At 64.4% G+C, this 23,865-nt stretch carries 20 protein-coding genes and 1 tRNA gene; 8 read left to right on the plus strand and 13 right to left on the minus strand.

The genetic code is table 11. The features are described from left to right. Nucleotides 1-192 precede the first annotated feature (192 nt). The 4 genes from GDA49_02770 to GDA49_02785 form a co-directional block, all read right to left on the minus strand. Nucleotides 193-912, minus strand: a complete 720-nt coding sequence (locus GDA49_02770; protein ID MBC6439337.1) for an ankyrin repeat domain-containing protein — start codon at nt 910-912, stop codon at nt 193-195. A gap of 13 nt (nt 913-925) precedes the next feature. Further along, nucleotides 926-1,279 carry a hypothetical protein gene (locus tag GDA49_02775; GenBank protein ID MBC6439338.1) on the minus strand — a complete coding sequence of 118 codons (354 nt, stop codon included), beginning with the start codon at nt 1,277-1,279 and terminating at the stop codon, nt 926-928. Nucleotides 1,280-1,822: 543 nt separating this feature from the next. Beyond that, nucleotides 1,823-3,646: a translational GTPase TypA gene (typA, locus tag GDA49_02780; protein MBC6439339.1), complete on the minus strand. Its 1,824-nt coding sequence runs from the start codon at nt 3,644-3,646 to the stop codon at nt 1,823-1,825. 91 nt (nt 3,647-3,737) lie between these two features. Beyond that, nucleotides 3,738-3,893, minus strand: coding sequence for a hypothetical protein (locus GDA49_02785; protein MBC6439340.1), 156 nt, complete (start codon nt 3,891-3,893; stop codon nt 3,738-3,740). A 143-nt stretch (nt 3,894-4,036) separates the two neighbouring features. On the opposite strand from GDA49_02785, the gene GDA49_02790 reads away from it, so the two are divergent. Next, nucleotides 4,037-5,818, plus strand: coding sequence for a cation:proton antiporter (locus tag GDA49_02790; GenBank protein ID MBC6439341.1), 1,782 nt, complete (start codon nt 4,037-4,039; stop codon nt 5,816-5,818). Nucleotides 5,819-5,878: 60 nt separating this feature from the next. After that, a complete protein-coding gene (locus tag GDA49_02795; protein ID MBC6439342.1) occupies nt 5,879-6,064 on the plus strand; it encodes a helix-turn-helix transcriptional regulator in 186 nt (61 codons plus the stop codon). Between the two features lie 204 nt (nt 6,065-6,268). Here GDA49_02795 and GDA49_02800 read toward each other — a convergent pair whose 3' ends face one another. The 4 genes from GDA49_02800 to GDA49_02815 form a co-directional block, all read right to left on the minus strand. After that, on the minus strand, nt 6,269-6,469 hold the full coding sequence (locus GDA49_02800; protein ID MBC6439343.1) for a hypothetical protein: 201 nt from the start codon (nt 6,467-6,469) through the stop codon (nt 6,269-6,271). A 39-nt stretch (nt 6,470-6,508) separates the two neighbouring features. After that, entirely contained in the window at nt 6,509-6,856 is a 348-nt protein-coding gene (locus GDA49_02805) for a hypothetical protein (protein MBC6439344.1), read from the minus strand. An 84-nt stretch (nt 6,857-6,940) separates the two neighbouring features. Further along, on the minus strand, nt 6,941-9,169 hold the full coding sequence (locus GDA49_02810) for a VWA domain-containing protein (GenBank protein ID MBC6439345.1): 2,229 nt from the start codon (nt 9,167-9,169) through the stop codon (nt 6,941-6,943). Then, nucleotides 9,169-9,594, minus strand: coding sequence for a MerR family transcriptional regulator (locus GDA49_02815; protein MBC6439346.1), 426 nt, complete (start codon nt 9,592-9,594; stop codon nt 9,169-9,171). The genes GDA49_02810 and GDA49_02815 overlap by 1 nt, the downstream gene beginning before the upstream one ends. A gap of 625 nt (nt 9,595-10,219) precedes the next feature. On the opposite strand from GDA49_02815, the gene GDA49_02820 reads away from it, so the two are divergent. Beyond that, nucleotides 10,220-10,507 (plus strand): hypothetical protein, encoded by a 288-nt coding sequence (locus GDA49_02820; GenBank protein ID MBC6439347.1) that lies wholly within the window; start codon nt 10,220-10,222, stop codon nt 10,505-10,507. A 378-nt stretch (nt 10,508-10,885) separates the two neighbouring features. Here GDA49_02820 and GDA49_02825 read toward each other — a convergent pair. The 3 genes from GDA49_02825 to GDA49_02835 form a co-directional block, all read right to left on the minus strand. After that, nucleotides 10,886-10,960, minus strand: a tRNA-Val gene (locus tag GDA49_02825). A gap of 182 nt (nt 10,961-11,142) precedes the next feature. Then, nucleotides 11,143-12,012 (minus strand): hypothetical protein, encoded by an 870-nt coding sequence (locus GDA49_02830; protein MBC6439348.1) that lies wholly within the window; start codon nt 12,010-12,012, stop codon nt 11,143-11,145. A gap of 419 nt (nt 12,013-12,431) precedes the next feature. Next, a complete protein-coding gene (locus GDA49_02835) occupies nt 12,432-14,732 on the minus strand; it encodes a molybdopterin-dependent oxidoreductase (GenBank protein MBC6439349.1) in 2,301 nt (766 codons plus the stop codon). 164 nt (nt 14,733-14,896) lie between these two features. Here GDA49_02835 and GDA49_02840 point away from each other — a divergent pair, with 164 nt between their 5' ends. Together GDA49_02840 and GDA49_02845 are read left to right on the plus strand one after the other, a co-directional pair. Then, a complete protein-coding gene (locus GDA49_02840) occupies nt 14,897-16,408 on the plus strand; it encodes a DUF521 domain-containing protein (protein MBC6439350.1) in 1,512 nt (503 codons plus the stop codon). Then, nucleotides 16,405-16,866 carry a DUF126 domain-containing protein gene (locus GDA49_02845; GenBank protein MBC6439351.1) on the plus strand — a complete coding sequence of 154 codons (462 nt, stop codon included), beginning with the start codon at nt 16,405-16,407 and terminating at the stop codon, nt 16,864-16,866. The genes GDA49_02840 and GDA49_02845 overlap by 4 nt, the downstream gene beginning before the upstream one ends. A gap of 292 nt (nt 16,867-17,158) precedes the next feature. On the opposite strand, the gene GDA49_02850 is transcribed toward GDA49_02845, so the two are convergent. Beyond that, complete coding sequence (locus GDA49_02850) at nt 17,159-17,827, minus strand: HAD-IA family hydrolase (GenBank protein ID MBC6439352.1); 669 nt, start codon at nt 17,825-17,827, stop codon at nt 17,159-17,161. 168 nt (nt 17,828-17,995) lie between these two features. Between GDA49_02850 and glmU the strand changes: the two genes are divergently transcribed. The 3 genes from glmU (at nt 17,996) to GDA49_02865 (ending at nt 22,329) form a co-directional block, all read left to right on the plus strand. Then, on the plus strand, nt 17,996-19,381 hold the full coding sequence (gene glmU / locus GDA49_02855) for a bifunctional UDP-N-acetylglucosamine diphosphorylase/glucosamine-1-phosphate N-acetyltransferase GlmU (protein ID MBC6439353.1): 1,386 nt from the start codon (nt 17,996-17,998) through the stop codon (nt 19,379-19,381). A gap of 3 nt (nt 19,382-19,384) precedes the next feature. Beyond that, nucleotides 19,385-21,208: a glutamine--fructose-6-phosphate transaminase (isomerizing) gene (gene glmS / locus GDA49_02860; protein MBC6439354.1), complete on the plus strand. Its 1,824-nt coding sequence runs from the start codon at nt 19,385-19,387 to the stop codon at nt 21,206-21,208. 143 nt (nt 21,209-21,351) lie between these two features. Continuing rightward, nucleotides 21,352-22,329 carry a nitronate monooxygenase gene (locus tag GDA49_02865; protein MBC6439355.1) on the plus strand — a complete coding sequence of 326 codons (978 nt, stop codon included), beginning with the start codon at nt 21,352-21,354 and terminating at the stop codon, nt 22,327-22,329. A gap of 261 nt (nt 22,330-22,590) precedes the next feature. On the opposite strand, the gene GDA49_02870 is transcribed toward GDA49_02865, so the two are convergent. Continuing rightward, nucleotides 22,591-23,802, minus strand: a complete 1,212-nt coding sequence (locus GDA49_02870) for a pyridoxal phosphate-dependent aminotransferase (protein ID MBC6439356.1) — start codon at nt 23,800-23,802, stop codon at nt 22,591-22,593. Nucleotides 23,803-23,865: the final 63 nt, after the last annotated feature.

A 23,865-nucleotide genomic window follows, 5' to 3' on the forward strand; every position in this document is an offset into this window, starting at 1 on the left:
GATGCCGATTGTTTCAACACGGCGCGGGGGTCGGGATCAGGGTGTTGTTGTGGCGGTGCCGATGCTGTCGCGTGCCCTTTCGGCCTTGCCTTCGTCGCTGCCCGGTGCCGGATGGAAGATCGCGGCGGGGTCATGCCAGGACGAGTGACGCCTGCCGTCTTCGTTTCGCGTCCCCGATCCCGGCCCCGCCGGTCAGTCAGACCGCGCTTTGTTCAGCGTCCGGAACACGGGATGGTTGCGCACCGCTTTGTTATGTTTGGCAAGATCGGCGGCGAGCTTGCCGTCTCCGGCCCGCGCGCCGATGTCGGCCCCGGCGTCGATCAGGGCCTGCACGGTCTCCGCTGTGCCCAACCGCGCCGCCCGGTGCAGCGGTGTCAAGCCGCCTTTCTCCCGCGCACCAATGTCGGCCCCAGCCTTGATCAACGCCTTCACAGTCTCCGCTGTGCCGCCACCTGCCGCTAGGTCCAGCGGCCTGTTGTCGTTTAGGTCTCGCGCCTCAATGTCGGCACCGGCCTTGATCAGGGCGCGCACATTCTCCACCATGCCGTGCTCCACCGCCATGTGCAGCGGTGTGCGGTCGGCACTCCCCCGAGCCTCGATGTCGGCACCAGCCTTGACCAAGGCCGCCACGGTCTTCGCTTTGCCCCAACGCACCGCATCGTGCAGCGGGGTATCGTGGCCAATGTTACACTCGTTGACGTCAGCACCGGCCTTGATCAGGGCCTGAACCGTCGCCGGAGTGCCCTTAGCCGCCGCATCGTGCAACAGTGCCATACCGTATGCGTCGCTCTCGGCAAGAAGTAGCTGGATGGTGAGCGTGTCGCCTTTCCGAGCGGCGCAGCGCAGCGATGTCAAAAGATTTGACATGTCATTCCCCTTCGTTACCAGCGCGGGATTGCGCTCGTCATCCATTCTTGTGTTGATCTCATTTCTGTTCACAGAACCAATTTTCGCTAGGTTTCACTCTGTCTTTATCTCCAAACCTATAAAGACCGGCTTCACCTCCCGCAATTAGAATAAGCTGAACGTTGTCAAACTCATCGATGTCCCACCTACGCTCAAAACCAGAAGTCCACATAGGGGTGTTTATTGTTGTGCCGTTCCACGTCACGGATGTTTCTGTCAGCGTAAGGTTTCCATGTGTCAGATAACTAGGCTCACATTCCCAGATCAGGCCTTCCGCTTCGGCTTGGCCGGCCAGCAGCAGCGTTGCCAGCATTGCGCCCGCGATCCCGTGGCGGGTCCTGCCACGCACATCCCGTGTCTCGGTGTCCGTCATTCTCTCGTCTCCTCAACCATGCCGATCCAGAGGGCTCGGCGGGTTGACGCCCGGGCGCATCTCCATAGCCCGAACGTCAGAGCCCGATTCCGATAAATGTTCTATGCGGGCGCAATGTAGCGCACGAGAGACGCATCGGACAATTGCTGCGTCACAATGTGCGCCGGAATTGTGCTCCAGAGGGGCAGCAGGGCTCTCACGGCCCATGTGCGGTGCCCCGACGGACGATCCGTCACGGACTGGCCGGGTGAGATGTATGGTCGGGAACAACAGCGACAAGGCGTCCGCGCGTGGCAATCGCCTCATATCGTTGCCGTCCATGCATGGTCGCACCCGGGCTTCCGGTATCACGACGACAGGAGCGCGGTCGACCAACTCTCGACAGGTCAGCGACCATCAAGCGCGATGGTGGCGGCCGTGCCGGGTGTTGTCTCGGCAAGTCGCGCCACCAGGGCTTGTGGGGGCGTCGTGGTCCATGGCTCAGGCACGATCGAGCCGAAAGAACTTGTGGGTCGACATGGCCGGACCTTATCCGCCGCGGAGCTAGGCCGCCCTGGCCTGCTTGGCGCGTCGTTTGCGCTCGTGCGGGTCGAGCCAGCGCTTGCGCAGGCGGATCGACTCGGGCGTCACTTCGACCAGCTCGTCGTCGGCGATATAGGTCATGGCCTTTTCGAGCGTCATGCGCACCGGCGGGGTGAGCAGCATCGAATCGTCCTTCCCGGCCGCCCGGAAGTTCGTGAGTTGCTTCGCCTTGAGCGGGTTGACGTCGAGGTCGCCGCCCTTGTTGTGCTCGCCGATGATCATGCCCTTGTAGACCTTGTCACCGGGATCGGCGAAGAGCGCCCCGCGCTCCTCCAGGTTCCACAGCGCGTAAGCTACGGCCGTGCCCTGTTCGCTCGAGATCATCGTGCCCGTGCGACGGCCCGGAATGGCACCACGCCAGGGCGCATAGCCGTGGAACAGGCGGTGCATCACGCCGGTGCCACGCGTGTCGGTCATGAACTCGTTGTGATAGCCGATCATGCCGCGCGATGGCACGTGGAAGACCATGCGGGTCTTGCCGCCGCCTGACGGACCCATCTCCTGGAGGTCGCCCTTGCGGGTGGCGAGCTGTTCGACCACAGGACCGGTAAAGTCGTCGTCCACATCGATGACGATCTCCTCGATCGGCTCCTCGCTGACGCCGTTCTCGTGATTGTCGCGCAAGACCACCTGCGGACGGCCGACGGAGAGTTCGAACCCCTCGCGCCGCATTGTCTCGATCAGGACGCCGAGCTGGAGTTCGCCGCGACCGGCGACCTGGAAGACGGTCTTGTCGTCGGTCTGGCTGACCTGAAGCGCAACATTGCCTTCGGCCTCGCGCTGCAGGCGGTCCCAGATCATGCGGCTCGTGACCTTGTCGCCTTCCTGGCCGGCGAGCGGGGAATCGTTGATGCCGAAGGTCATGGCGAGCGTCGGCGGGTCGATCGGCTGGCTTTCGATCGGCGTGTTGACCGAGAGATCGACCAGCGTGTCGGCAACGGTGGGTTCGGAGAACCCGGCGATAGCGACGATATCGCCGGCATGCGCTTCATCGATGGCCGTACGCTCGAGGCCACGGAAGGCCAGCACCTTCGTCACGCGCGCCTGCTGCAGCACGCTGCCGTCGCGGCTGAGCGCCTTGAGCTGCTGGTTGACCTTGACCGAACCGGACTCGATCCGACCCGTCAGGATTCGTCCCACGAAGGGATCGGCCTCAAGCGTCGTCGCGAGCATGCGGAACGCGCCCTCGGCCTCGACCGTCGGCGCGGGCACGTGGCGCACGATCAGGTCAAACAGCGGGGCCAGGGTATCGGCCGGCTGGTTGGCGTCCTCGCTGGCCCAGCCCTGCCTGGCCGAGGCGAAGAGCGTCGGGAAGTCGAGCTGCTCGTCGGTTGCGTCGAGCGCGGCGAAGAGATCGAAGATCTCGTCATGCACTTCGTCGGCGCGCTGGTCGGGCCGGTCGATCTTGTTGATGACGACAATGGGGCGCAGGCCAAGACGGAGTGCCTTGCCGACGACGAACTTGGTCTGGGGCAGGGGACCTTCCGAGGCGTCGACCAGGACGCAGACGCCGTCGACCATCGAGAGAATACGCTCGACCTCGCCGCCGAAGTCGGCATGGCCGGGCGTGTCGACGATATTGATGCGTATGCCTTGCCACTCCACCGAGGTCGCCTTGGCGAGAATGGTGATGCCGCGCTCGCGCTCGAGGTCGTTCGAATCCATGGCGCGTTCGGCCACCTTCTGGTTCTCCCGGAAGGCGCCCGACTGTTTCAGCAGGCCGTCGACCAGCGTGGTCTTGCCATGGTCGACGTGAGCGATGATCGCAATATTGCGCAGGTCCATGGCGTGATGCCCGGCGGTTGAGGGTGGGCAGGTTATCGGAACGCGTGAACTGCGCGGCCTTTAACGCAGTGCACTCCCTGGGAGCAAGCATTCAGGCCATCGGCTTGAGCGTGTGGAGGCCGTCGGAATCGACCGGATGGTTGGCAAGGACGCGATCGTCCTGCCGCATGCGCCGGCATCGTGGCGCCAGCCGGAAGGGCTCGTCGGTCAGGCAGCCCCGGGCAGAGCCACGGTTACCCAGAAACATGCCTACCCGGAAACATGCCGCGGCCCTCGTGGGCGATGATTTCGCCCCAGAGGGTGACGCGCTTCTGGAGCGGCGAGGTGCGGGGGCATTCGGTCATGGCCCAGCGTCCGTGTTAGAACAGGAACAAGAGAAGGTTACGCCGGATGGCATTTCTTGAACAGGCCCTGATTTTCCTGGCCGCGGCCGTGGTCGCGGTGCCGCTGGCCAAGCGTGCGGGCCTGGGCTCGGTCCTGGGCTACCTGCTCGCAGGCGTGGCGGTCGGCCCGTGGGTGCTGAATCTGGTCCATGGCGAGAAGGACATCCTGCATTTCGCGGAGTTCGGCGTCGTTCTGCTGCTCTTCGTCATCGGTCTCGAACTGCAGCCCAGGCGGCTCTGGGCGATGCGCAGGTCGGTCTTCGGGTTCGGCGGTGCGCAGGTCACGGTGACGGCCCTCGTGTTGTTCCTGGTCGCCCTGGCGATGGGGCTCAACACCGGGTCCGCGATTGTCATTGGCCTCGCGCTGTCGCTTTCGTCGACGGCATTTGCCTTGCAGATTCTCGCCGAACGCAACGAGCTTGCGACCCGGGCCGGCCGTTCGTCGTTCTCGATTCTGCTGTTCCAGGATCTCGCCGTGATCCCGATGCTGGCGCTGATCCCGCTGCTCGCTGTGCCCGACGTCACCCACTCCGACGACAGCTTCCTCGTGGGTGCGGGCAAGGCGATCGCGATGATCACGCTCGTCGTGGTCGGCGGCCACTTTCTGCTGCGTTACGTGCTTCGTGCCGTGGCTCGCTTCGGCACGCACGAGGTCTTCACGGCGATGACGCTCTTCACCGTCATCGGTGTCGCCGTGCTGATGGAACTTGTCGGCCTGTCGATGGCACTGGGCGCCTTCATCGCGGGCGTTCTGCTGGCCGAGAACGAATACCGGCACGAACTCGAGGCCGACATCGAGCCGTTCAAGGGGCTGCTGCTGGGCCTGTTCTTCATGGCCGTCGGCATGACGCTGAATGTCGGCCTGGTCATCGAAATGCCGCTCACCATCGTCGGACTCGCGATCGGGCTGATCGCAGTCAAGGTGATCCTGTTGATCGGTCTGTCACGCGCTGTCGGCACGACATGGAAGGCTTCCCGCAACATCGCGGTGACGCTGTGTCAGGGCGGTGAGTTCGCCTTCGTCATCGTGAACGAGGGAACGATGTCGCTTCTGCTGGCACCCGAGACCGCCGAGCTCATCGTGGTCATCGTGACCTTCTCGATGGCGGCGACGCCGCTGCTCTTCATCATCAACGACGCCATCGACCGTCGCACCCGCGAGGAGGAGCCGGAATACGAACGGCACATCGAGGAAGAAAACCAGGTGATCATCGCCGGCTTCGGTCGTGTCGGTCAGATCGTCGGTCGCATCCTGCGAGCCCGCAAGATCGGCTTCACGGCCCTGGAGACCAGCGCCGAGCAGGTCGACTTCGTGCGTCGCTTCGGCAACAAGATCTACTATGGCGATGCCAGCAGGGTTGAGTTGCTGCGCGCGGCCAGTGCCGACGACGCCGTGCTCTTCGTTCTGGCGATCGAGGATGTCGCTCGCTCCATGGCGACGGCCCGCACGGTGTGCAAGCACTTCCCCAATCTCACGGTTTATGCCCGGGCGCGGAACCGACAACATGCGCTGCAGCTGATGGAACTCGGCATCACGCATATCACCCGCGACACCTTCCACTCGAGCCTCGAGATGTCGCACGACATCCTGATGGCGCTCGGGTTCGGCGACTACGAGAGCCGGCGCACGGTCAACACGTTCAGAGACCACGATGTCGCTCGTCTGGAACACCAGCACCGGATGGGACAGGACGCGGCGGCTTCGGCCGAAGACAGCAAGGCCTGGACCCGGGAACTCGAAGAAATGTTCTCGCAGGACGAGAAGGAGGCCGCCGAGGAGCGGCGCTAGGCCGGCTCGCGAGAGACCGCTCCAGCTGGCGAAGACGATCACCTTCGCGATCCCGTCAGGATGGGCGTTCCGGCCGCCGGCCGGAGCTTCGCCGAGACCGGCTTTGCCGGGACGACCACGCGGGATATCGCGCGACGTGCCAGCCTGCTGCAACCGTCGCTCTGCCATAACTTCGGCAACACATCGGCCATGCTGGAGGTCCCGATCGAACGAGCCGATAGGCTCCTGGTCGACCATGCCGCCTAAATAGCAAAGCCCCGCCGCGGTACGTCCGAGGCGGGGCAATGCGTGGTCAGGCGGTAGCATGGTTAACCCCCTTTCCCGACATGTCGCCCGTCTGTCCGGCCTTGCGCCGGCGGGCATTCGATCCATCAATTGAAAGGACCGACAGTCATCTTCGCCCATACGCGGATTTTGTCAATTTCTATGATAAGCCGGCTGTGAATCGTGTCACCCGGCAAAGCGGCGCAGCACGTTGCGCGTGACCTGCTCGGCCTGGTTATCCCGGAGGCGCAGGCTGTTGACCCATTCGCAGCAGGCAGCGGTGAAGACCTCACCGCGACCGCGCCTGAAGTTGACGATCATGCCGTTGCCGCGCTCGACGCGTTCGAGCGTTTCGGGGGGCGTCTCGCCATGACGCCGCTCGGCCATGACGCTGTGGTCGAGTGTGCCGATGCAGAGGTCTTCGCCTCACAGGCTGAAATCGGCCTCGGCGTTGGTCGCCGGTCCCATGGCCAGGATTTCGATGCCCTCGGGCGCACCGTCCTCGCCGGTCGGGAAGGGCAGGCTGTCCCCGACGATGTGGTCAAGACCGTCGACCTCGTAGCCGAAGACCCGGCTGTCGCCGCCCGGAACATCGCCGTAGCCGAGCCAGGCATCCTCGAACGCCCGGTGCCTGTGGCGGTTGACAATGAACCCGCCGGAACCGCGCCCGACGCAGTGACCGAGGCCGGCCAGGCCGGCGCAGATGCCGCGTGAGGCGTTCACGCCGAGTTCGCGGGTCTCTTGCAGGAACGACGCACCGTCGGCTTCGGCCATGATTGGCGTGACGCCGTTCCCGGTTCGCGACCGCAACGTATTCGTCGGTCAACAGGGCATGAACGCAAGCTCTTGTCTGCACACTCAAGGCCCACCACCCTCCATGGCATTCCGATTCTGCCAGCCATCGAAGACGCAAGTCACGGCATCCACAACGGTCTGACGCGGTTTGTCCGTCTTGTAAGCCTTGAGAATTTTCCTGCGAACGTGACGCTCCAAGGCTTTGCCTGCCTCGGACTGCGCCAGCACATGGAGGAACCCGAGTACCACCAACCGCTCGTCTTCGCCGCAGGCCACGAGATCTTCCAAGGCCACGACGATCGCATCCGGAAGGCCCCAGGCCTCGAAATCGTCGAGTGTCGGAAATGGCCGCATGGCCCATGCGTTCAGCAACGCGACGAGCCCGGTTGGGTCGATAATCCCCGCTGCCGAGCGTCCCCGAAACGTGGGAGCTTCAGACCGCAACGAATAACATTCTTCGGCGGCCGGCAAGGAGGAAGGGTCAAGATCGTAACAGAGAGCCTCTGCGTGAACAGAACGTCGTGCCGCGTGCACCGTTCCCATCCCGTGCCATCCCGCGGCAACGACCTGGGGCACCTTATGGATTTCCGGGAGATGATCTGCCTTTTCGCCCTCGGCCCGGACATGGACCACGACATAGTTCGTCCATTGGCTCATGAGCTGATAGCTGACGGCAAGCTCGGTCGCTTCGTTGGGGTCATTCATGCCGAAAACACGCTGAGCGGCGGCAAGGCGAGCTAGGGTGGATGGCGACGCTCCTTCGGATCCAGGCACCGTCGGGCCTTCGTCGAACGAGAGGACCTCCGTCTCATGGCTGACAGTGCGTCCGTCGGCCAGCGTCACATCCAGGGTGACCGTGCCTGCCGGCTTCTCGGCGAACCAGGAAAAAACGTGCAAGGTGTCGCCGCCATAAACGGTCTGCAGCGGATTGGGCATGCTTCGCAGCGGCGCTGCAGGCCAGCGGATACCGGCGCTCTTGGCACGTGGCGCGTACATGCGCTGGAAATGGCGGTGGACGCGAATGGCCATATCCTCACGCGGAGCGACAAACTCGCAGGCACCGCCCGTCGCCTCGGCAAGCCCGCGCACGAGGTGCTCGGCGACCGCGCTGCCCACCCCGACCGTGAAGATGCGATGGCCGGACCTCTTCGCACGAGCGATGACTTCGTCGCTGTTCCAGGCCGCGCCATCTGTGATGAGCAGAAGGTCACATGGCAGGTCCGCCTCGTCGCGAGCTCCGTATGCGGCATCGAGCGCGGCCCCGATTTCGGTCCCGCCCATGTCGGCGTCGAGGGCACGAACGAAGCGTCGCGCCTGGGCGAGTGTCGTCTCCGAGACTGGCGTCTCGCGGCCGAACAGCGCCCGGTGGCTGCTGCCAAAGGAGATGATCTCAAAGAGATCGCTCGCCCGCAGCCCGTCCAGAATCCGCTCCAGCGCATCCCGCGCCTGGGCAATGGAATCGCCACCCATCGAGCCCGAGCAGTCGACCACGATCTTGACGCTGCGGCGCTCATCGTGGCTGGCCACAGGCACCTCTGGCCGGAAGCTCGCCAAGGCCACCCAGCCATCGAGGTCCCGCGCGACCAGTGCGCTGGCGGCTTCCGATCGAGAGAGGCAGGCCTCAAGGACGAAGTCGCGATCCATGGCCGGTGCGCCGGTGAGCGCGATGATCGTCGCCTCCGCTTCCGGCGCGACGCTGACGCTGTGCGAAGGGGAATTGAAGCGCGCGTCCTTGAGCAGCCCGCGCACAGCCATCCTGAGACTGAACGCTCGTTCCGCGTCGAAGGCGTACTCAGGTGCCTGGTGCGGTAAGAGGCCTGCCGAGGCGGGATTGCCGTAACGGGGTGCAATCGTCGTGGGCATCGCGAAGCGGATGCGGTCGCCGTTCCAGCGCAGCAGAAGGCCGTAGCGGAAGCGGATCGTGGCCGCTTCGCCCGGCAAGAGATTGCCTACGCTCGCTGTGTACAGTCCGGGTTCGGCCTGCTCCAGCAACACAGCGGCATCACCGTCAGTGATCGCCTCCTCATAGCGGCGCTCTCCCTCCGCTTTCTCGACCACCACACCGGCAAGCTTGCGGTCGCCGATCTCGACCTCGAAGCCGAGAAGCACGCCATCCAGGGGAAGGGGGAAGGTGTAGACCGCCTCGATGTTCGTCGCTTCGGGATTGCGATAGCGTTGCGTGACTGTGACCTCCGCCATGAGGTCGTTGATCGACGCTTCGGCGCTCACCTCTTCGAGGACGATGGCCTCACCGCGCACACCCTTCAAGATCGCTGCTGCACTCACGCTCATTACGATGTCTCCTTCTTCAGCTTGTTCAAAAGTACCGCTGCCTGCCGTGCCAGCGAGCGCACCTCTTCAGGCGCCAGTCCCGCCTCCCGCGGCTCGATGACGAGCTCCACGCCCGGACGGAGCATGATGTGGCTCCGGACAGATACGTCACCGGGTCGTCGGGGGCGCTCCGGCGGGACCACCCCGCCTTCCTCCGGTGCGGACACGAGTTCCCGTATCCGTTCGAGATTGAGGCCCGCGCGCTGCCATTTGCGAATTGTCAGCAGCTGCTCGAGATGTCCTCTTGTGTAGTAGGCACCTCGCTTGGCTCCCTCCGGGCGATCGACCAGTCCCTCCTGGATGTAAAAACGGACCGTGCGTCTCGGCAGATCCGCCAGGCTGCAAAGCTCGTCGAGCGAAAAGCGTTCGGTATCGTTCGGCATCATGGAATAGTATATAGCAGTGCAACTGTCGAAAACAAGTGTTAATTTATGATTCGTCGATTTCCCCGGCCATCCCTCAGTCCCACGGCTCGGAAAGTGGCCAGGGCTGGTCGTTCAACGAATGGCAATGGGCCCGCGGCCCGTTCCGGCGGAGGCTTGCCGCTGGCTGGCAGCGTCCGGCAGGGAGGGGGAGAGGGGGAGAGGGCGATCGGTGACGCGTCCCGGGGGCGAACCATGTTGACCCAGCCGGCGCGGCCCGATGATCTGACGGCGGACAAGCATCCAGCACGGTGGAGGTGGTCAACGCCAAGACCCACGAAACCCGTACCTGGCCCCGATCAAGGGCTGTCATGCGTGGCTCGAAGCCGTTGGAACAGCTACCTGACCGGTACCCAAGCCATGTGGTCGCGAAGGGGATTGGGGGATCAGAAAACATAACTTTGGGCCTTGCAAACGATGCCATGGACAGCCCCAAGCCCTTGAAAATCTCTGGATCATCACCACGTAAAGATGTTTAGTGAGCCCCTCGACGGTCCGGACCTTGACCTCGTGACATCAATTGCACAGCAGGAGGCCCCTCAAGAAGGCCGCAGCCAAGAACGCAACAACGACTGAAAGGAGAACAGGAATGACGATCAACACTCTCAAGACAGATGTTGCATATCGGCACCCAGTCCCCGGAGCCTCGAATGATAAACTAATCCAGTTCAAAGCCAAGTTCTATAAGAAGACTCCTTGTTACGTGATAGCACTGCTTCTTGATGGCTTGGGTGGCCAAGTCAAACGCGAGTTCGATAAGGCCAGAGTCCACTTCGAGATCAAGGGGGAGATGGTCAAGATCACCATGCTCAAGGAGCACATGTGCCCGAAGGTGAAGGTGCACCTAAGAGCAATCGAGGAAAGCACCCTGCTCTAGGCGAGAAAGAAGGATTGAAAGTTCGTGACATCGCAAGGTGAACGAGAAGGAGAGCGATGTCGAGATCACGGCCACGCAGGCGTATATCAAGCGTCGTAGGTGAACTCACCCCCTCAAGACCGACTGATGGGGCAAGGGAGCCGACTCCGGCTGGTCCCCAACCCGAGGAGGGTGAGATGATCGGGCACCCTGTGCCCGGAGCCTTGACGTTCAGGATTTCGCAGTACCTCGGGCACAGCGATTCGCAAATTACGGAGCGGGTTTATGCAAGAGTCTCGCCCGATGACCAGGCTGACGCCCTATGATGCGTTTGAACGGTTTTCGGTGCAATGACACCGAAGAGCACTGTCCGGTAGAGGGCCAAGTGCCTGATTCAGGTGGTGGGCGCAGCTGGGATTGAACCAGCGACCCCTGCCGTGTGAAGACAGTGCTCTCCCGCTGAGCTATGCGCCCACCGCGGTCGGGAAGTGTAACGTTCTTAAAAGGTGGGCCCGCGGGCTGTCAAGCGCCGGCGGTCATCCCGATCTCGCAGCCGCCGCGCATGACCGCCGTGACGACAAGCGCCAGACCGACGAGGATGAAAGCGAAATCCATGCAGAGCCCTGTCTCCCAATCCCGCCTTCAGCGCTTGGAATCTACTCCAGGGTCGTGACCGCCGCCTTCACGCGTCCGTTGCCGCGCGCGATGTCGAAGCCGCGAACGGATGGCACAACTTCGAAGCACTCCTCGGCGATGTTCAGAACGCCTGCCAGGCAGAGCTCACCGTCCTCGATCCGGTAGGTGCCGCTCTCGGTCTCGCTGAGGTTGTCGGCTGAGGTTCCGCGCCGCACAGTCACGGCATCGCCGTCCGCAGCGAAGCTCGCGCCGTAAAACGGGTCGCCGTAGTGCATGAAGCTCTCGCCTGACAGCGTATGGCCGGGGATGATGGCGAGCAGGGTCGCATCCGAGAGCGCAACGGCCCCGTCATTAATCTCAACCACACCCGCACGCATCTCGATCGCACGATTGACGATCTCGTCGCGGTGGTTGACCTGATAGTAGTTGTCGCCGTCCGTATAGATGTTGGTGCAGTTGATGTCCTGGCCGAGCGTCAGGCAGAGCTGATCGTCCACGATGTCCCAGCCGCCGGACCAGGTGAAGCCCGTGTCGTCCATGCCCTTGAAGCCGCCGTCCGCCGTGTGGTTTTCGTCGTACCAGTGGAAGGTCCCGGTATCCTCGTTGTAGCGCAGGCCGAAACGCGCGACGTCGCTGTGCGCCGCAGCGAGCGCATCGCCGGTCAGCAGCTGCGCCGATGCCGGCACATCCTCGAGATTGGGATCGCCGAAGAGCTCCAACAGAACTGGCTTCCAGATCAGCATGATGATGGTCCCGCCGATACCGAACGCGGGCAGAAGCAACGCGCCGAACACGTGCCACTTGCCTTCGCGGGCGGCCATGATCGAGATGTAGAGACAGGCGAGCGCGGCACCACCAAAGGTGATGAGTACGAAGATTCCAATCCACATGGCGGTAACGCCTACCCCCGCTTGAAGCCGTGTTTTCCAGCGCGGAGTTGCACCGTCCCCGGACCGGCTCCGCCAGACTTCTCTCAGGAAACAGTGTCGTGCGCAAAAAGGCAAAGCCTTTGTTGTTCGCCCTCCTGGCATTTCTTGGCCGATTGTAGATTGTTTGGAAACATGACTTCTGGTTGCAACAACAAAGTGGACAGTCATGAACGTCAAAGCGCTTGTCGGCGCCGCCGACACCCACGCATGTGAGGCTTGTCGAGCTCGAAGGACTTGCTCCCGACCTGTTCGACTGCAACCATCCCGTCGTTGGTGGCACCATGGGAGGCGACCGATGCGTCGGGAACGTGGCAGACCTTCTGCGGGGCCTGTGCCCCGGCGTCTGACGCCGTACGGCTTGTTGCACCGCAACGCAGGCGTCAATCGGCGATGGGCAGGTCGTAAGCCTCGACCGGAGGCAGATTGCCGCCGAATCGCTCGCATTGGACAAGGGCGGAGTTGCACGAAGGACCCTGACTCAGGCTGGAACAGCCCTGGTCGCGGGTCAGCACGTTCGGATTGCCGTGGCGTTCCAGGGCTGACGGCTCGCCGGGCTCGTCGCTGTCGAACCAGGAGCCCGTGGCAACATTGATGACACCCGGGCGGATGCGTTCGGTCACGACGGCACCGGCGAGGCAGGCGCCGCGTCCGTTGAAGATGCGCAGGATGTCGCCATCGACGATGCCGCGCGCGGCCGCATCGTCGGGGTGGATCAGGCAGGGCTCGCGGCCGCGTATCTTTGTCGCCTGGCTGGCGCTGCCGGGATCGAGCTGGCTGTGGAGTCGCCCGGCCGGCTGATCCGACATCAGGTGCAGCGGATGATGCGCGGCGTCGGCGCTGCCGAGCCACTCCCGGGGTTCGCGCCAGACCGCATGGCCGGGGCAGTCGTTGTAACCGAACCCGGCGATGGTTTCGCTGAAGAGTTCGATTTTGCCCGATGGCGTGGGGAGCGGATGGGCGTCCGGGTCCTCGCGTAGCTTCGCGAGTTTCGCGGTGGTGTCGTTCCCGGTCGGGATCGAGAGCATGCCGCCCGACCAGAAGGTCTCGAAGTCAGGCAGGTCGCAGCCGGCGCGGTGGGCGTTGTTGCGGGTGATGCCCCACATATGGCGGATCCAGCCCATCTCGTCGCGGCCTTCGGTGAAGTCATCGCGCTTGCCGAAACGGTCGGCGAGATCGGCGCAGATATCGTGGTCGTTGCGCGCCTCGCCGAAGGGGTCGGCCAGCTTGTGCATGGGTGTAAAGAAACCGCCGTGGGCGCTCGCCGCCCAGTCGTTGCGCTCCAGGAAGGTGGTGGCCGGCAGCACGATATCGGCCACACGGCAAGTCGGCTGGAAGAAGCTGTCGTGCACGATGACGGTGTCGGGACGGCGGAAGGCCTGGACCAGCCGATGCAGGTCCTGATGGTGGTGGAACGGGTTGCCACCCGCCCACCAGACCAGCCCGATCTCGGGCATCGTCACGTCTTCGCCGTTGTAGGGCATGGTGCTGCCGGGCTGGAGCAGCATGTCGGCCACGCGGCTGACCGGGATGTAGCGTTGCTCTCCGGGTTTGATCTGCGGGAACGCCGCCTTGCGGAAGGGCAGGCGGCCCACGCCGTAGTTGTTGAAGGTGCCGAGCCCATAGGCCATCCCCTCGCCGGGCCGCCCGATGCCGCCCAGAAGGGCCGCCAGCGCGCAGGCCATCCAGAACGGCTGCTCGCCGTTATCGGCCCGCTGCAGCGCCCAGGCGACGGCGATCAGCGTTCTCTTCTCCGCCATGCGCCGCGCGAGATCGACGATGGTCGCTTCGTCGAGTTCCGTCAGCGCCGCCGCCCAGGCGGGCGTCTTGGGCGTGCTGTCGGACTCGCCCATCACATAGGCGATGACCTGGTCGCCGCCAACGCAGCAGCGTTCCAGGAAGGCGTGGTCGACATTGCCGTGTTCGATCAGCCAGTGGGCGCAGGCGAGCATCAGCGCAACGTCGGAATTGGGGCGCGGTGCCAACCATTGCACATCCGCCAGGTTGTCGTGTTCGTGCCGGATCGGTGAGACCGAGACGACCTCCACGCCCGCCTTCAGGCAGGAATCGAGGCTCTCGTTGTCGACATGGGGGCCGGTGCTGCCGGCATCGATCTGCGCGTTCTTGAAGGGCAGGCCGCCGAAACAGACCAGAAGCTCCGTGTTTTCTCGGATCGTCGGCCAGTCGTGCCCAGCGTTGATCATGCCGAACGAACCCAGGAAACGCGTCACGACCACCTCGGCCGCGGCGGAGGAATAGGTGTTGAGCGCGGCGACGTAACCGCCGGTGAGGTTCAGGAAACGCTTGAGCTGGCTCTGGGCGTGATGAAAGCGCCCAGCCGAGGCCCAGCCGTAGGACCCGCCGAACACGCCATCCGACCCCAGCCGGTCGCGTGTCGATTGCAGGGCTTCGGCGGCAAGGTCGAGCGCGCTGTCCCAGGCGACCGGCACGTAACGCTCCCGCCCTCGCCCTTCGCGGCTGTCGGGACCATTGGCCAGATAGCCTTCGCGCACGAGCGGGCAGGGGATGCGTGCGCGGGGATCGGCGACATCGGCCAGATTGGCGGAGATGCGGGCAGGGTCTGGATCATCGCCGGCCGGGCGCATCTCCGGCAGGCCGCCATCCGTCCGGATCTGACCTTCGTAAATGCCCCAGTGGGCGGCGGTGGCGACACGATCCGACATGCCGCTTCTCTGGCACAGGCCATGCGGCGTGTCAGCATCACGGTGTTGTGCCACAAGGTGCGCCGAACACGGGGACAGAGACATGACGGCATTCGATTCGCCGCGCCCCGGGAAGAACGTCGCTTTCGCCCATGTCCGTCTTCCTGGGGATGTGGAGCAGGTTGATGTCGGAGACGACCGCCGTCATGCTCAGCGAGCTGGCACTGTTACTCAGCGCGACCATCTGCTGCGCATGCTGTGCGCGTTCGCCGAACATCCGAACGACCGGATGCGCCACCATCTGGCAGCCCAACGACCTCGGCACGTGGGACAACCGCTGCATCATGCATATCGCCACGCCCAACTTCACCAGCCACAGCAGGATGCACCGCATCACGGTGCTGGGTGACCAGCCGTATCACGAGGGTGGTATGAAGCTCACGCCCGACGAACAAGCCATGGCGGATGGCCGCCGCGGCCCAGTGCTCGAGTTCGCCATCGGTCTGCTGGCCAAGGCCGGGGCGCTGCACGGCGCGGAACGGTTCCAACCGATTGCGGCAGCCTATGTGAACACGACCTTCGCGGCGATCCAGCCGCACCACGATTTCCTGAAATGGGTCGCGGACGAGGGGACCGAGGTTGCGGTGCCGACCTGCACGAACGTCGGGGTCCACGACCCCGACAACCCGCTGCTCCGGCGCGACGAGGAGGGGTTGCGCGATTCGACGCGCAGCCGCGCGCTCAGGGACTTGCACGCGAAAGTCGGCTGCAAGCTTGCCATGACCTGTGCGCCTTATCAGCTTCCGGGCGCGCCGGGGTTCGGGGCGCAGATCGCGGTCTCGGAATCGAATGCGGTGAGCTACTTCAACAGCGTCGTCGGTGCGCGCACGCTGAAGTACGGAGACTACATCGACCTTTGCGCCGGGCTGACCGGCCGCGTGCCGCTGTGCGGGCTTCACACCGACGAGGGCCGCCTGGCGACGCTGCATCTCGAGGTTGCGACGTTGCCCGAGGCGCTGGCCGCCGACGATCTCTCCTATCACCTGATCGGTCATGCCATGGGGCGCAAGGTCGGCATGAAGATCCCTGTGCTCACGGGCGTGAACCCGGCTGCCACGCCGGAGAACCTTCGCGGCATCAGTGCGACCGGAGCCTCGGCGGGCGGGGTGGCGATGTATCACGCGGTGGGCCTGACGCCAGAGGCGCCCACACTGGATGCTGCGACCGGCGGGCGCGAGGTGGAGCAGGGCGCGATCACCGTCGATGACGTCATTGCGTCCAGGAACGAGATGACCGGATTCACGAAAGGCCCCATCGACGCCGTGGTGATCGGCACGCCGCATGTACCCCTCAACGAAGTGGAACGTCTCGCCGGGCTGATCGACGGCCGCCGGGTGAAGAACGACATGCCGTTCTACATCCAGATGAACCGCTTCGTCCTCGAATGCGCCCGCGAGCAGGGCTGGATCGACACCATCGTCGCCGCGGGCGTGACGCCGGTGGTCGATACCTGCCTCTACTGGCGGCCGGTGGCCCATGGCCTGGTCGGCCGCGTCATGACGAATTCCGGCAAATATGCCTACTACGCGCCCGGCGAACTGCCGGTCGAGACGGCGATCGCCAGCCTTGATGAATGCGTTGAGTCGGCTGTGCGCGGCGAAGTCTGGCGCAACCCCGACCTGGAGCTCGCAGCATGACGCCGCTCAAGCCGCTGATCGGGGGCAGTGTCGACGCGCCCGTGCTCGTGCTCAATGCGCCGATCAGCTTCTGGGGTGGCGTCGACCATGAAACCGGCCGCATCACCGACAAGAGCCACCCGCAGCTCGGCGTTCTCGTTGGCGGCGCATGCATGGTCGTGCCCAACATCCGTGGCTCCGGCGGCACGCCCGGCAACCTCGCCGACACCCTGCGGCGGGGCTGCGGGCATCGTGATCGGCTATCCCGACGTCAACGTCATGACCGGCATCGTCGTCGCGAACAGACTTTACGGCACGTTCTGTCCCATGTTCCTGGCCGACGAAGAGCAGCGCACGGCGTTCGCGACGGGCATGCGCGCGACGATCGGGGAAGGGGGCGAGGTGACATTCTGCTGATGCCGATCCTGGTCAGCCGATTCTGGTCACGGGCAACACCAACGCGCCCACGGTCATGCTGAGAGCTTACTTCGGATCGCCCACATCTGCAACGCCGTGATTCCCGTCTTCCAGTTCGAGGCCGCCAACATTCATGCCAGCTGATGGCCGAACCTGGAGCGCTGATTCCTGGCCTTCGACGACCTGGGGTGCGCCGCGCGCTCGGCCGATAGGTCAGAAAGACGGGGAACGGGCGGAACACGTGCTCCGGCAGGCAGCGCACGAGGGATTCCCGTCCCCGGATGACGCGATGTCGTATTGATGTCGTATTGGCGCACGAGAGCCGGAGCATGAGGGCAAGGGGGAGAGGAGCCGTTAGAGTTCGGGCAGCACGGTGTGCAGTTCGTCCATGCGGTCGATCAGGCGGTCGCCGCCGAGTTCTTCCACGGGGATGGTCGTGTAACCGTAGCGAACCAGCACGCAGGGCATGTCGAGACCCTTCGCAGCATCGAGGTCGGCGCGGCTGTCACCGATCATGATGGCGTCGGCGGGCTCCACGCCAAGGCGTTCCAGTACCACGCCGATGTGTCGGGGGTCGGGCTTCATCACACCGGTGTCACCGCCCACGACGGCGCCCATGAACGGCAGCAGGCCGAATTCGCGGACCACGATGTCGGTCGCAACCTGGCGCTTGTTGGTGCAGATGCCGAGGGCGACACCGTCGCCATGCAGCGTTTCGATGGTCTCGCGGACCGTAGGGTAGACGCTGGAGAGCCGGGTGCTGCGCGGAACGTAGTGATGGCGGAAACGCTCGTTGAACCAGTCGACACCCTGCTCGGGCATGCCACCGGTCTGGTCGAGGGCGCGGTCGATCAGGCCGGTCCAGCCGGTGCCCACCATCTCCCGGATCATCCGGTCGGTGAAGCCGACCCGTCCGAGTTCCGCCATGACCATGTTGAGCGCATCGGCAATGTCGGGCGCGCTGTCGATCAACGTGCCGTCGAGATCGAACACGACGGCTTGGAAACGGTGACGACGCGGCACGGCTGGCTCCTGCGGCGGGCGGGCACACCCTACGTTGGCACTTCTTCCCCATCAACACGGGTGCTGTAAGCCTTTGAAAGACTGTTTGTCTTGGCCGGTTCCGGATCGTTGTGGCACGTTTCGGCCCCCTTCCGGGCACACATGTTCCTTTCTCCAGATGAGGTCTCCATGACCGATGATCTCGCCCTTCCGGGTGTTGCCGTGGTGGTGTTGGGGGCAGGGCTCGGCTCCCGCATGAAATCGGACCTGCCAAAGGTCATGCACCGGATCTGCGGTCGTCCGATGGTCAACCATGTGCTTGATGCTGCTGCGGGGATTGCGCCCGAGCGAACCGTGGTGGTGATCGGTCCCGGCATGGACGACCTGGCGCGGGCGGTCGCGCCGGCGATCACAGCGGTCCAGAAGACGCCCCGCGGTACGGCCGATGCGGTAAAGGCAGCGCGCGATGCGCTGCAGGGTTTCAACGCCGGTGACGTGATCGTGGTGTCTGGCGATGCTGCAACCATCGAAGCACGGACGCTCCATGACCTCGTTGTGGCCCGTCGGTCGAGCGGTGCCGCGGTCGTCGTTCTCGGCATCAATGTCCGGACCGCGAACCGGTACGGACGCCTGGTCGTCGACGCGACGGGTGGCCTCAGGAAGATTGTTGAGTTTTGTGATGCATCAGATAAGGAAAAGTCAATAAGCCTTTGTAATTCAGGAATGATGAGCATTGACGTGTCGGTTCTGTTCGATCTTGTGGACGCGATCGGCAATGACAATGCCAAGGGTGAGTTCTATCTGACGGACATCGTCGAACTGGCGTGCCGGAAAGGCGGTCACGTCGCGGTTCTGGAGATCGACGATCCCGATGACACGATCGGGGCTGACGACCGCGCCGACCTGGCCCGCTTCGAGGCCGTGATGCAGCGCCGCCTGCGCGAGCGCGCCATGGCCGAAGGCTGCGGCATGATGGCACCCGACACGGTCTATCTCTCCTGGGACACACGGATTGGCCGCGACGTGACCATCGAACCCCATGTCGTGATCGGGCCGGGCGTCTGCATCGGCGACGGGACGATCGTGAAAGCGTTCAGCCATCTCGAGAACTGCGTTGTCGGCAAGAACACGCGTGTCGGGCCCTATGCGCGGTTGCGGCCCGGCGCGGACGTCGGTGACGGTGCGCACATCGGCAACTTCGTCGAGGTCAAGAACGCAGCCATCGAGCCCGGCGCGAAAGCCAATCATCTGAGCTACATCGGCGATGCCCGTATCGGCGCAGGCGCCAACGTCGGGGCGGGCACGATCACCTGCAACTACGACGGCTACCTGAAGCACCACACCGATATCGGCGCGGGTGCGTTCATCGGTTCCAACACGGCGCTCATCGCGCCGGTCAAGGTCGGTGACGGCGCGATCGTGGGGGCCGGCAGCACCGTCACGCGCGACATTCCGGCCGATGCGCTGTCCGTGGAACGTTCGGACCAGATCACACGGGAGGACGCTGCGCCCCGGGTTCACGAACGCAAGGCGGCCGAAAAGGCGCGTCGCAAACAAGAACAACAGAAAGGTTAGTCCATGTGCGGCATCATCGGCGTTGTCGGCAATCCCGACGCAGCACGCCTCCTGGTCGACGGCCTCAGACGGCTGGAGTACCGTGGCTATGACTCTGCCGGTGTTGCGGCGCTTGTCAGCGGTGCCATCGATAGCCGCCGGGCCGAAGGCAAGCTCCACAATCTCGATGCTAGGCTGCATGACGCACCGCTTCCGGGCCACATCGGCATCGGCCACACCCGCTGGGCCACCCACGGCGCGCCGACCGAAGGCAATGCGCATCCGCATATCGCCGGACGTGTCGCCGTGGTCCACAACGGCATCATCGAAAACTTCCGGGTTCTGCGCGAGGAACTTGGCGCGCAGGGTGCCCGCTTCGCCAGCGAGACCGACACCGAGGTTGTCGCCCATCTTCTCGACCGCCTGCTCGATCAGGGGCTCAGCGTCGAGAAGGCTATGGTCACGCTGATGGAGCGTCTGGACGGCATGTTTGCCCTGGGCTTCCTGATCGGCGGCGGCGAGGACGTCATCGTCGGCGCCCGGCGCGGTGCGCCGCTGGCCGTCGGCTGGGGGGACGGCGAGATGTATCTCGCCTCGGACGCCATCGCACTGGCACCCTACACCCGGAAGGTGACCTATCTGGAGGAGGACGACTTCGTCATCGTCCGCCAGGACGGCGCCGACATCTACGACGCCGGCGGGCGCAAGGTGAGCCGTCCGGCCGTCATCACGCAGCTCTCCGGCGCGACGATCGGCAAGGGCAACCATCGTCATTTCATGGAGAAGGAGATTCACGAGCAGCCGACCGCGATCGGCGAGACCCTGGGTCGCTATCTCGATCCCGCCACGGGCGATGTGACGCTGCCCGATCTCGATGTCGACCTGACGACAGTGCCGCGTGTCACGCTGATCGCCTGCGGAACCGCCTTCTACGCCGCGCTGATCGGCAAGTACTGGCTGGAACAGCTCGCGCGGCTTCCGGTCGAGGTCGATGTTGCCTCCGAATTCCGTTACCGCAACGCACCGATGCCCGAGGGCGGCGTGGCGATGTTCGTCTCGCAGTCCGGCGAAACCGCCGACACACTGGCCGCATTACGCTATGCGCGCGAGCAGGGCCAGGTGATCGTGACGATCACCAACACCGAGACCAGCACAATGGCGCGTGAGTCCGATGTGGTGCTCCCGACCCACGCCGGGCCCGAGATCGGCGTGGTGGCAACCAAGACCTTCACCTGCCAGCTGTCTGTCCTGCTGAGCTTTGCCATCTCGGCGGCCCTGGCACGCGGCACGCTGCGCGATGAGGCGCTCGCCAGCGCGTCGGCTGCGTTGGCCTCACTGCCGACCCAGATGTCCCGCGCCCTGCGTGTGGAAGAGCAGGCCGAGGCCATCGCACACGATGTCGCCGAGGCGCGTGATGTGCTTTATCTCGGCCGCGGCACCTCTTACGTCGTTGCGATGGAAGGTGCTCTGAAGCTCAAGGAAATCAGTTACATACACGCAGAAGGTTATGCGTCAGGTGAAATGAAGCACGGGCCGATCGCGCTGATTGACGAGCGGGTACCGGTGATCGTTGTGGCACCGACTGACGATCTTTTCGAGAAGACCATGTCGAACACCCAGGAAGCTGCCGCTCGTGAAGGTCGCATCATCCTGATCACCGACGAACAGGGTGCGCGCGAGGCCGGCGATCTCGCCGAACAGACGCTTGTCATGCCCGGGATTGATCCCCTGATCGCTCCCGTGACCTATGCGGTGCCCGTGCAGATGATCGCCTATCACGCCGCGGTGCGGAAAGGCACGGATGTCGACCAGCCGCGCAACCTAGCCAAGAGCGTGACCGTGGAGTAGGGCGGGGGCTGGCGGTCGACTCCGCCGACTTCCGTTTTGACTGGGCGCGCAGGACCAAAGCCCCATTGCAGATCGAGGGGATCGGGACCGAGGCCTACGCGCTGGACGACCACCCTGCTGACCGCCGGACAGGAAAAAGGCCCATGAAGACGCGGATCACTGATCTCTTCGGCATCGAACATCCGATCATCCAGGGCGGCATGCACCATGTCGGTTTCGCCGAGATGGCCTCGGCCGTCTCGAACGCGGGCGGTCTCGGCATCCTCACGGCGCTGACCCAGCCGTCGCCGGAGGCGCTCGCGGACGAGATCGCGCGCTGTCGCGAGATGACGGGCAAGCCCTTCGGCGTGAACCTGACCTTCCTGCCGTCGTTCCGCCAGCCCGACTATCCCGGTTACGTGAGGGCAATCATTGAGGGCGGCGTGAAGGCGGTCGAGACCGCCGGCAACAATCCGGTCCAGGTCCTGCCGCCGCTCAAGGAAGCGGGCGTTGCCGTGATCCACAAGTGCACCTCGGTGCGCCACTCGCTGAAGGCACAGTCGATCGGCTGCGATGCGGTCTCGGTCGACGGCTTCGAGTGCGGGGGTCATCCGGGCGAGGACGATATCCCCAACATGATCCTGCTGCCGCGTGCAGCCGACGAACTCGAGATCCCCTTCGTCGCCTCGGGCGGCATGGCCGATGCGCGTTCGCTGGTCGCCGCCATGGCGCTGGGGGCGGAAGGCATGAATATGGCGACGCGCTTCATTGCGACGCAGGAGGCACCCGTCCACGACAACGTCAAACAGGCGATCCTTCAAGCGACCGAGCGCGACACGCGGCTCATCATGCGCCCGTTGCGCAACACCGAGCGTGTGCTGAACAACAACGCGGTCGAGGAGATTCTCGCCAGGGAAAGGGAACTCGGCGACGCCATCACGATTGAAGACATCGCCGAGGAGGTCGGTGGCGTCTATCCGCGTATCATGCAGCAGGGCGAGCTCGACGCCGGTGCCTGGTCCTGCGGCATGGTCGCGGGTCTCGTCTACGACATCCCGACCGTGAAGCAGCTCATCGACCGCATCGTGAGCGCGGCCGAAGCCCTGGTCCGCAAGCGGCTGGAAGGTTTCCTCGCGGCGTAGGCGGCGGGCCGCACAGGGCACCGACCGGAGACCTGGCGGTCTTGCACCGGGCGATCGAAAGCATGGCGGCAGAGATTTCGTAGCCCGTGACGTCCGGGCCTTGTGCCACAAACGGGGCACTGATCCGTTCGGTGTCGCATCCCGGCGCGATCATGCGGGCGGAGCGTTCGGGTCGCGTGATACTGCGCGGCGATGCGGGTGAAATCGGCATTGGCCAGGGGATCCGTGTCCTTCTCGTCTGCCGGCGAGCAGCCCATGGGCCTATGCGTTGGCACGCACAGCCCGTTCGAGCCTTTCCATGGCGTCCTGCACCACGGCGCGCGGGCAGGCGACGTTCATCCGGGCGAACCCCGTTCCGCCGGGACCGAAGGCGCTGCCGGCTTCGAGCCGGATGCGTGCCCGGCTGAGAATCCGTTCGATCAGCACGTCTTCCCCGAGACCCGCGCCGCGCATGTCGATCCATTGCAGGTAGGTGCCTTCAATTGCAATCGGCTGGAACTCGGGCAGGCGTTCGGCGCAGAAGTCGCGGACCAGCGCCATGTTCCCCGATACATAGGCGAGCAGGGCGTCGAGCCATGGACCGCCGTCCCTGAAACCCGCCATCAAACCCGCCTTCGAGACCGGGTTCAGGCCCCAGTTGCCGTCATGCAGGCTGCCTTCGGCATAGGCCTCGCGCAGCGTCTTGTCGGGGATGATGACGTTGGACAGGTGGAGGCCCGCCAGGTTCATGGTCTTGGAGAGCCCGCTTGCCTGAATGGTCTTCGCAGTGGCTTCGCCCGCGACGCTGAGGAACGGGACGAGCCTGTGACCAGGCATGATGAGATCGCCGTGAATCTCGTCGGCGAAGATCATGACGTCGTGGCGCAGGCAGATCTCCGCCATGCGCGTGAGCTCGTCGGCTGTGAAGCAGCGGCCCACGGGGTTGTGCGGATTGCACAGGATGAAGAGCCGGACGGCGGGATCAGCGCAAGCGTCCTCGAAACTGTCGAGGTCGATCTCGTAGCGGCCGCCGTGGAAGGTCAGCTCGTTGGTGACGACCTCGCAGTTGTTGACCGAGATCGCATCGAAAAAGGGCGGGAAGGCGGGCGTCTGCAGCACGATCCTGCTGCCTTGGGGAATGAACCGTCGGATCGTCAGGAACAGGCTCGGAAGCACGCCGCGGTGGGTCAGCACCCAATCCGGCGCGATCGCCCAGTGGTGCCGCTCCAGCTGCCAGCACAGAACAGCCTCACGATAGGCGTCGCTCTCGGCGGTGTAGCCGAGGATGCCGTGATCGATACGCGCCTTCATGGCCGCGGTGACGCAGGGCGGGGCGGCAAATTCCATATCGGCGACCGACATGGAGATGGGAGCCGGGCCCTCGCCCTCGAACAACGCCGTGGGCGCGTCCTGGCCGTGTGCTGCCATCGAGAAATCCCACTTCGCCGCAAACGTGTTGCGGCGATCGATGACCGTGTCGAAATCGAAACTCATGAACGTCTCCGGCTGTCGGTTCCCAGGACCTCTCTACCTGCGTGGCGTCATGACCTCAACGGG

Source organism: Rhodospirillales bacterium (assembly GCA_014323865.1).
GTDB lineage: Bacteria > Pseudomonadota > Alphaproteobacteria > SP197 > SP197 > SP197.

Coding starts and splice junctions, on each gene's coding strand:
- GDA49_02770 (MBC6439337.1), bottom strand. CDS start 912: ATGGATGACGAGCGCAATCCCGCGCTGGTAACGAAGGGGAATGACATG.
- GDA49_02775 (MBC6439338.1), bottom strand. CDS start 1,279: ATGACGGACACCGAGACACGGGATGTGCGTGGCAGGACCCGCCACGGG.
- typA (MBC6439339.1), bottom strand. CDS start 3,646: ATGGACCTGCGCAATATTGCGATCATCGCTCACGTCGACCATGGCAAG.
- GDA49_02785 (MBC6439340.1), bottom strand. CDS start 3,893: ATGTTTCTGGGTAACCGTGGCTCTGCCCGGGGCTGCCTGACCGACGAG.
- GDA49_02790 (MBC6439341.1), top strand. CDS start 4,037: ATGGCATTTCTTGAACAGGCCCTGATTTTCCTGGCCGCGGCCGTGGTC.
- GDA49_02795 (MBC6439342.1), top strand. CDS start 5,879: ATGGGCGTTCCGGCCGCCGGCCGGAGCTTCGCCGAGACCGGCTTTGCC.
- GDA49_02800 (MBC6439343.1), bottom strand. CDS start 6,469: ATGGCCGAGCGGCGTCATGGCGAGACGCCCCCCGAAACGCTCGAACGC.
- GDA49_02805 (MBC6439344.1), bottom strand. CDS start 6,856: ATGGCCGAAGCCGACGGTGCGTCGTTCCTGCAAGAGACCCGCGAACTC.
- GDA49_02810 (MBC6439345.1), bottom strand. CDS start 9,169: ATGAGCGTGAGTGCAGCAGCGATCTTGAAGGGTGTGCGCGGTGAGGCC.
- GDA49_02815 (MBC6439346.1), bottom strand. CDS start 9,594: ATGATGCCGAACGATACCGAACGCTTTTCGCTCGACGAGCTTTGCAGC.
- GDA49_02820 (MBC6439347.1), top strand. CDS start 10,220: ATGACGATCAACACTCTCAAGACAGATGTTGCATATCGGCACCCAGTC.
- GDA49_02830 (MBC6439348.1), bottom strand. CDS start 12,012: ATGTGGATTGGAATCTTCGTACTCATCACCTTTGGTGGTGCCGCGCTC.
- GDA49_02835 (MBC6439349.1), bottom strand. CDS start 14,732: ATGTCGGATCGTGTCGCCACCGCCGCCCACTGGGGCATTTACGAAGGT.
- GDA49_02840 (MBC6439350.1), top strand. CDS start 14,897: ATGTCGGAGACGACCGCCGTCATGCTCAGCGAGCTGGCACTGTTACTC.
- GDA49_02845 (MBC6439351.1), top strand. CDS start 16,405: ATGACGCCGCTCAAGCCGCTGATCGGGGGCAGTGTCGACGCGCCCGTG.
- glmU (MBC6439353.1), top strand. CDS start 17,996: ATGACCGATGATCTCGCCCTTCCGGGTGTTGCCGTGGTGGTGTTGGGG.
- glmS (MBC6439354.1), top strand. CDS start 19,385: ATGTGCGGCATCATCGGCGTTGTCGGCAATCCCGACGCAGCACGCCTC.
- GDA49_02865 (MBC6439355.1), top strand. CDS start 21,352: ATGAAGACGCGGATCACTGATCTCTTCGGCATCGAACATCCGATCATC.
- GDA49_02870 (MBC6439356.1), bottom strand. CDS start 23,802: ATGAGTTTCGATTTCGACACGGTCATCGATCGCCGCAACACGTTTGCG.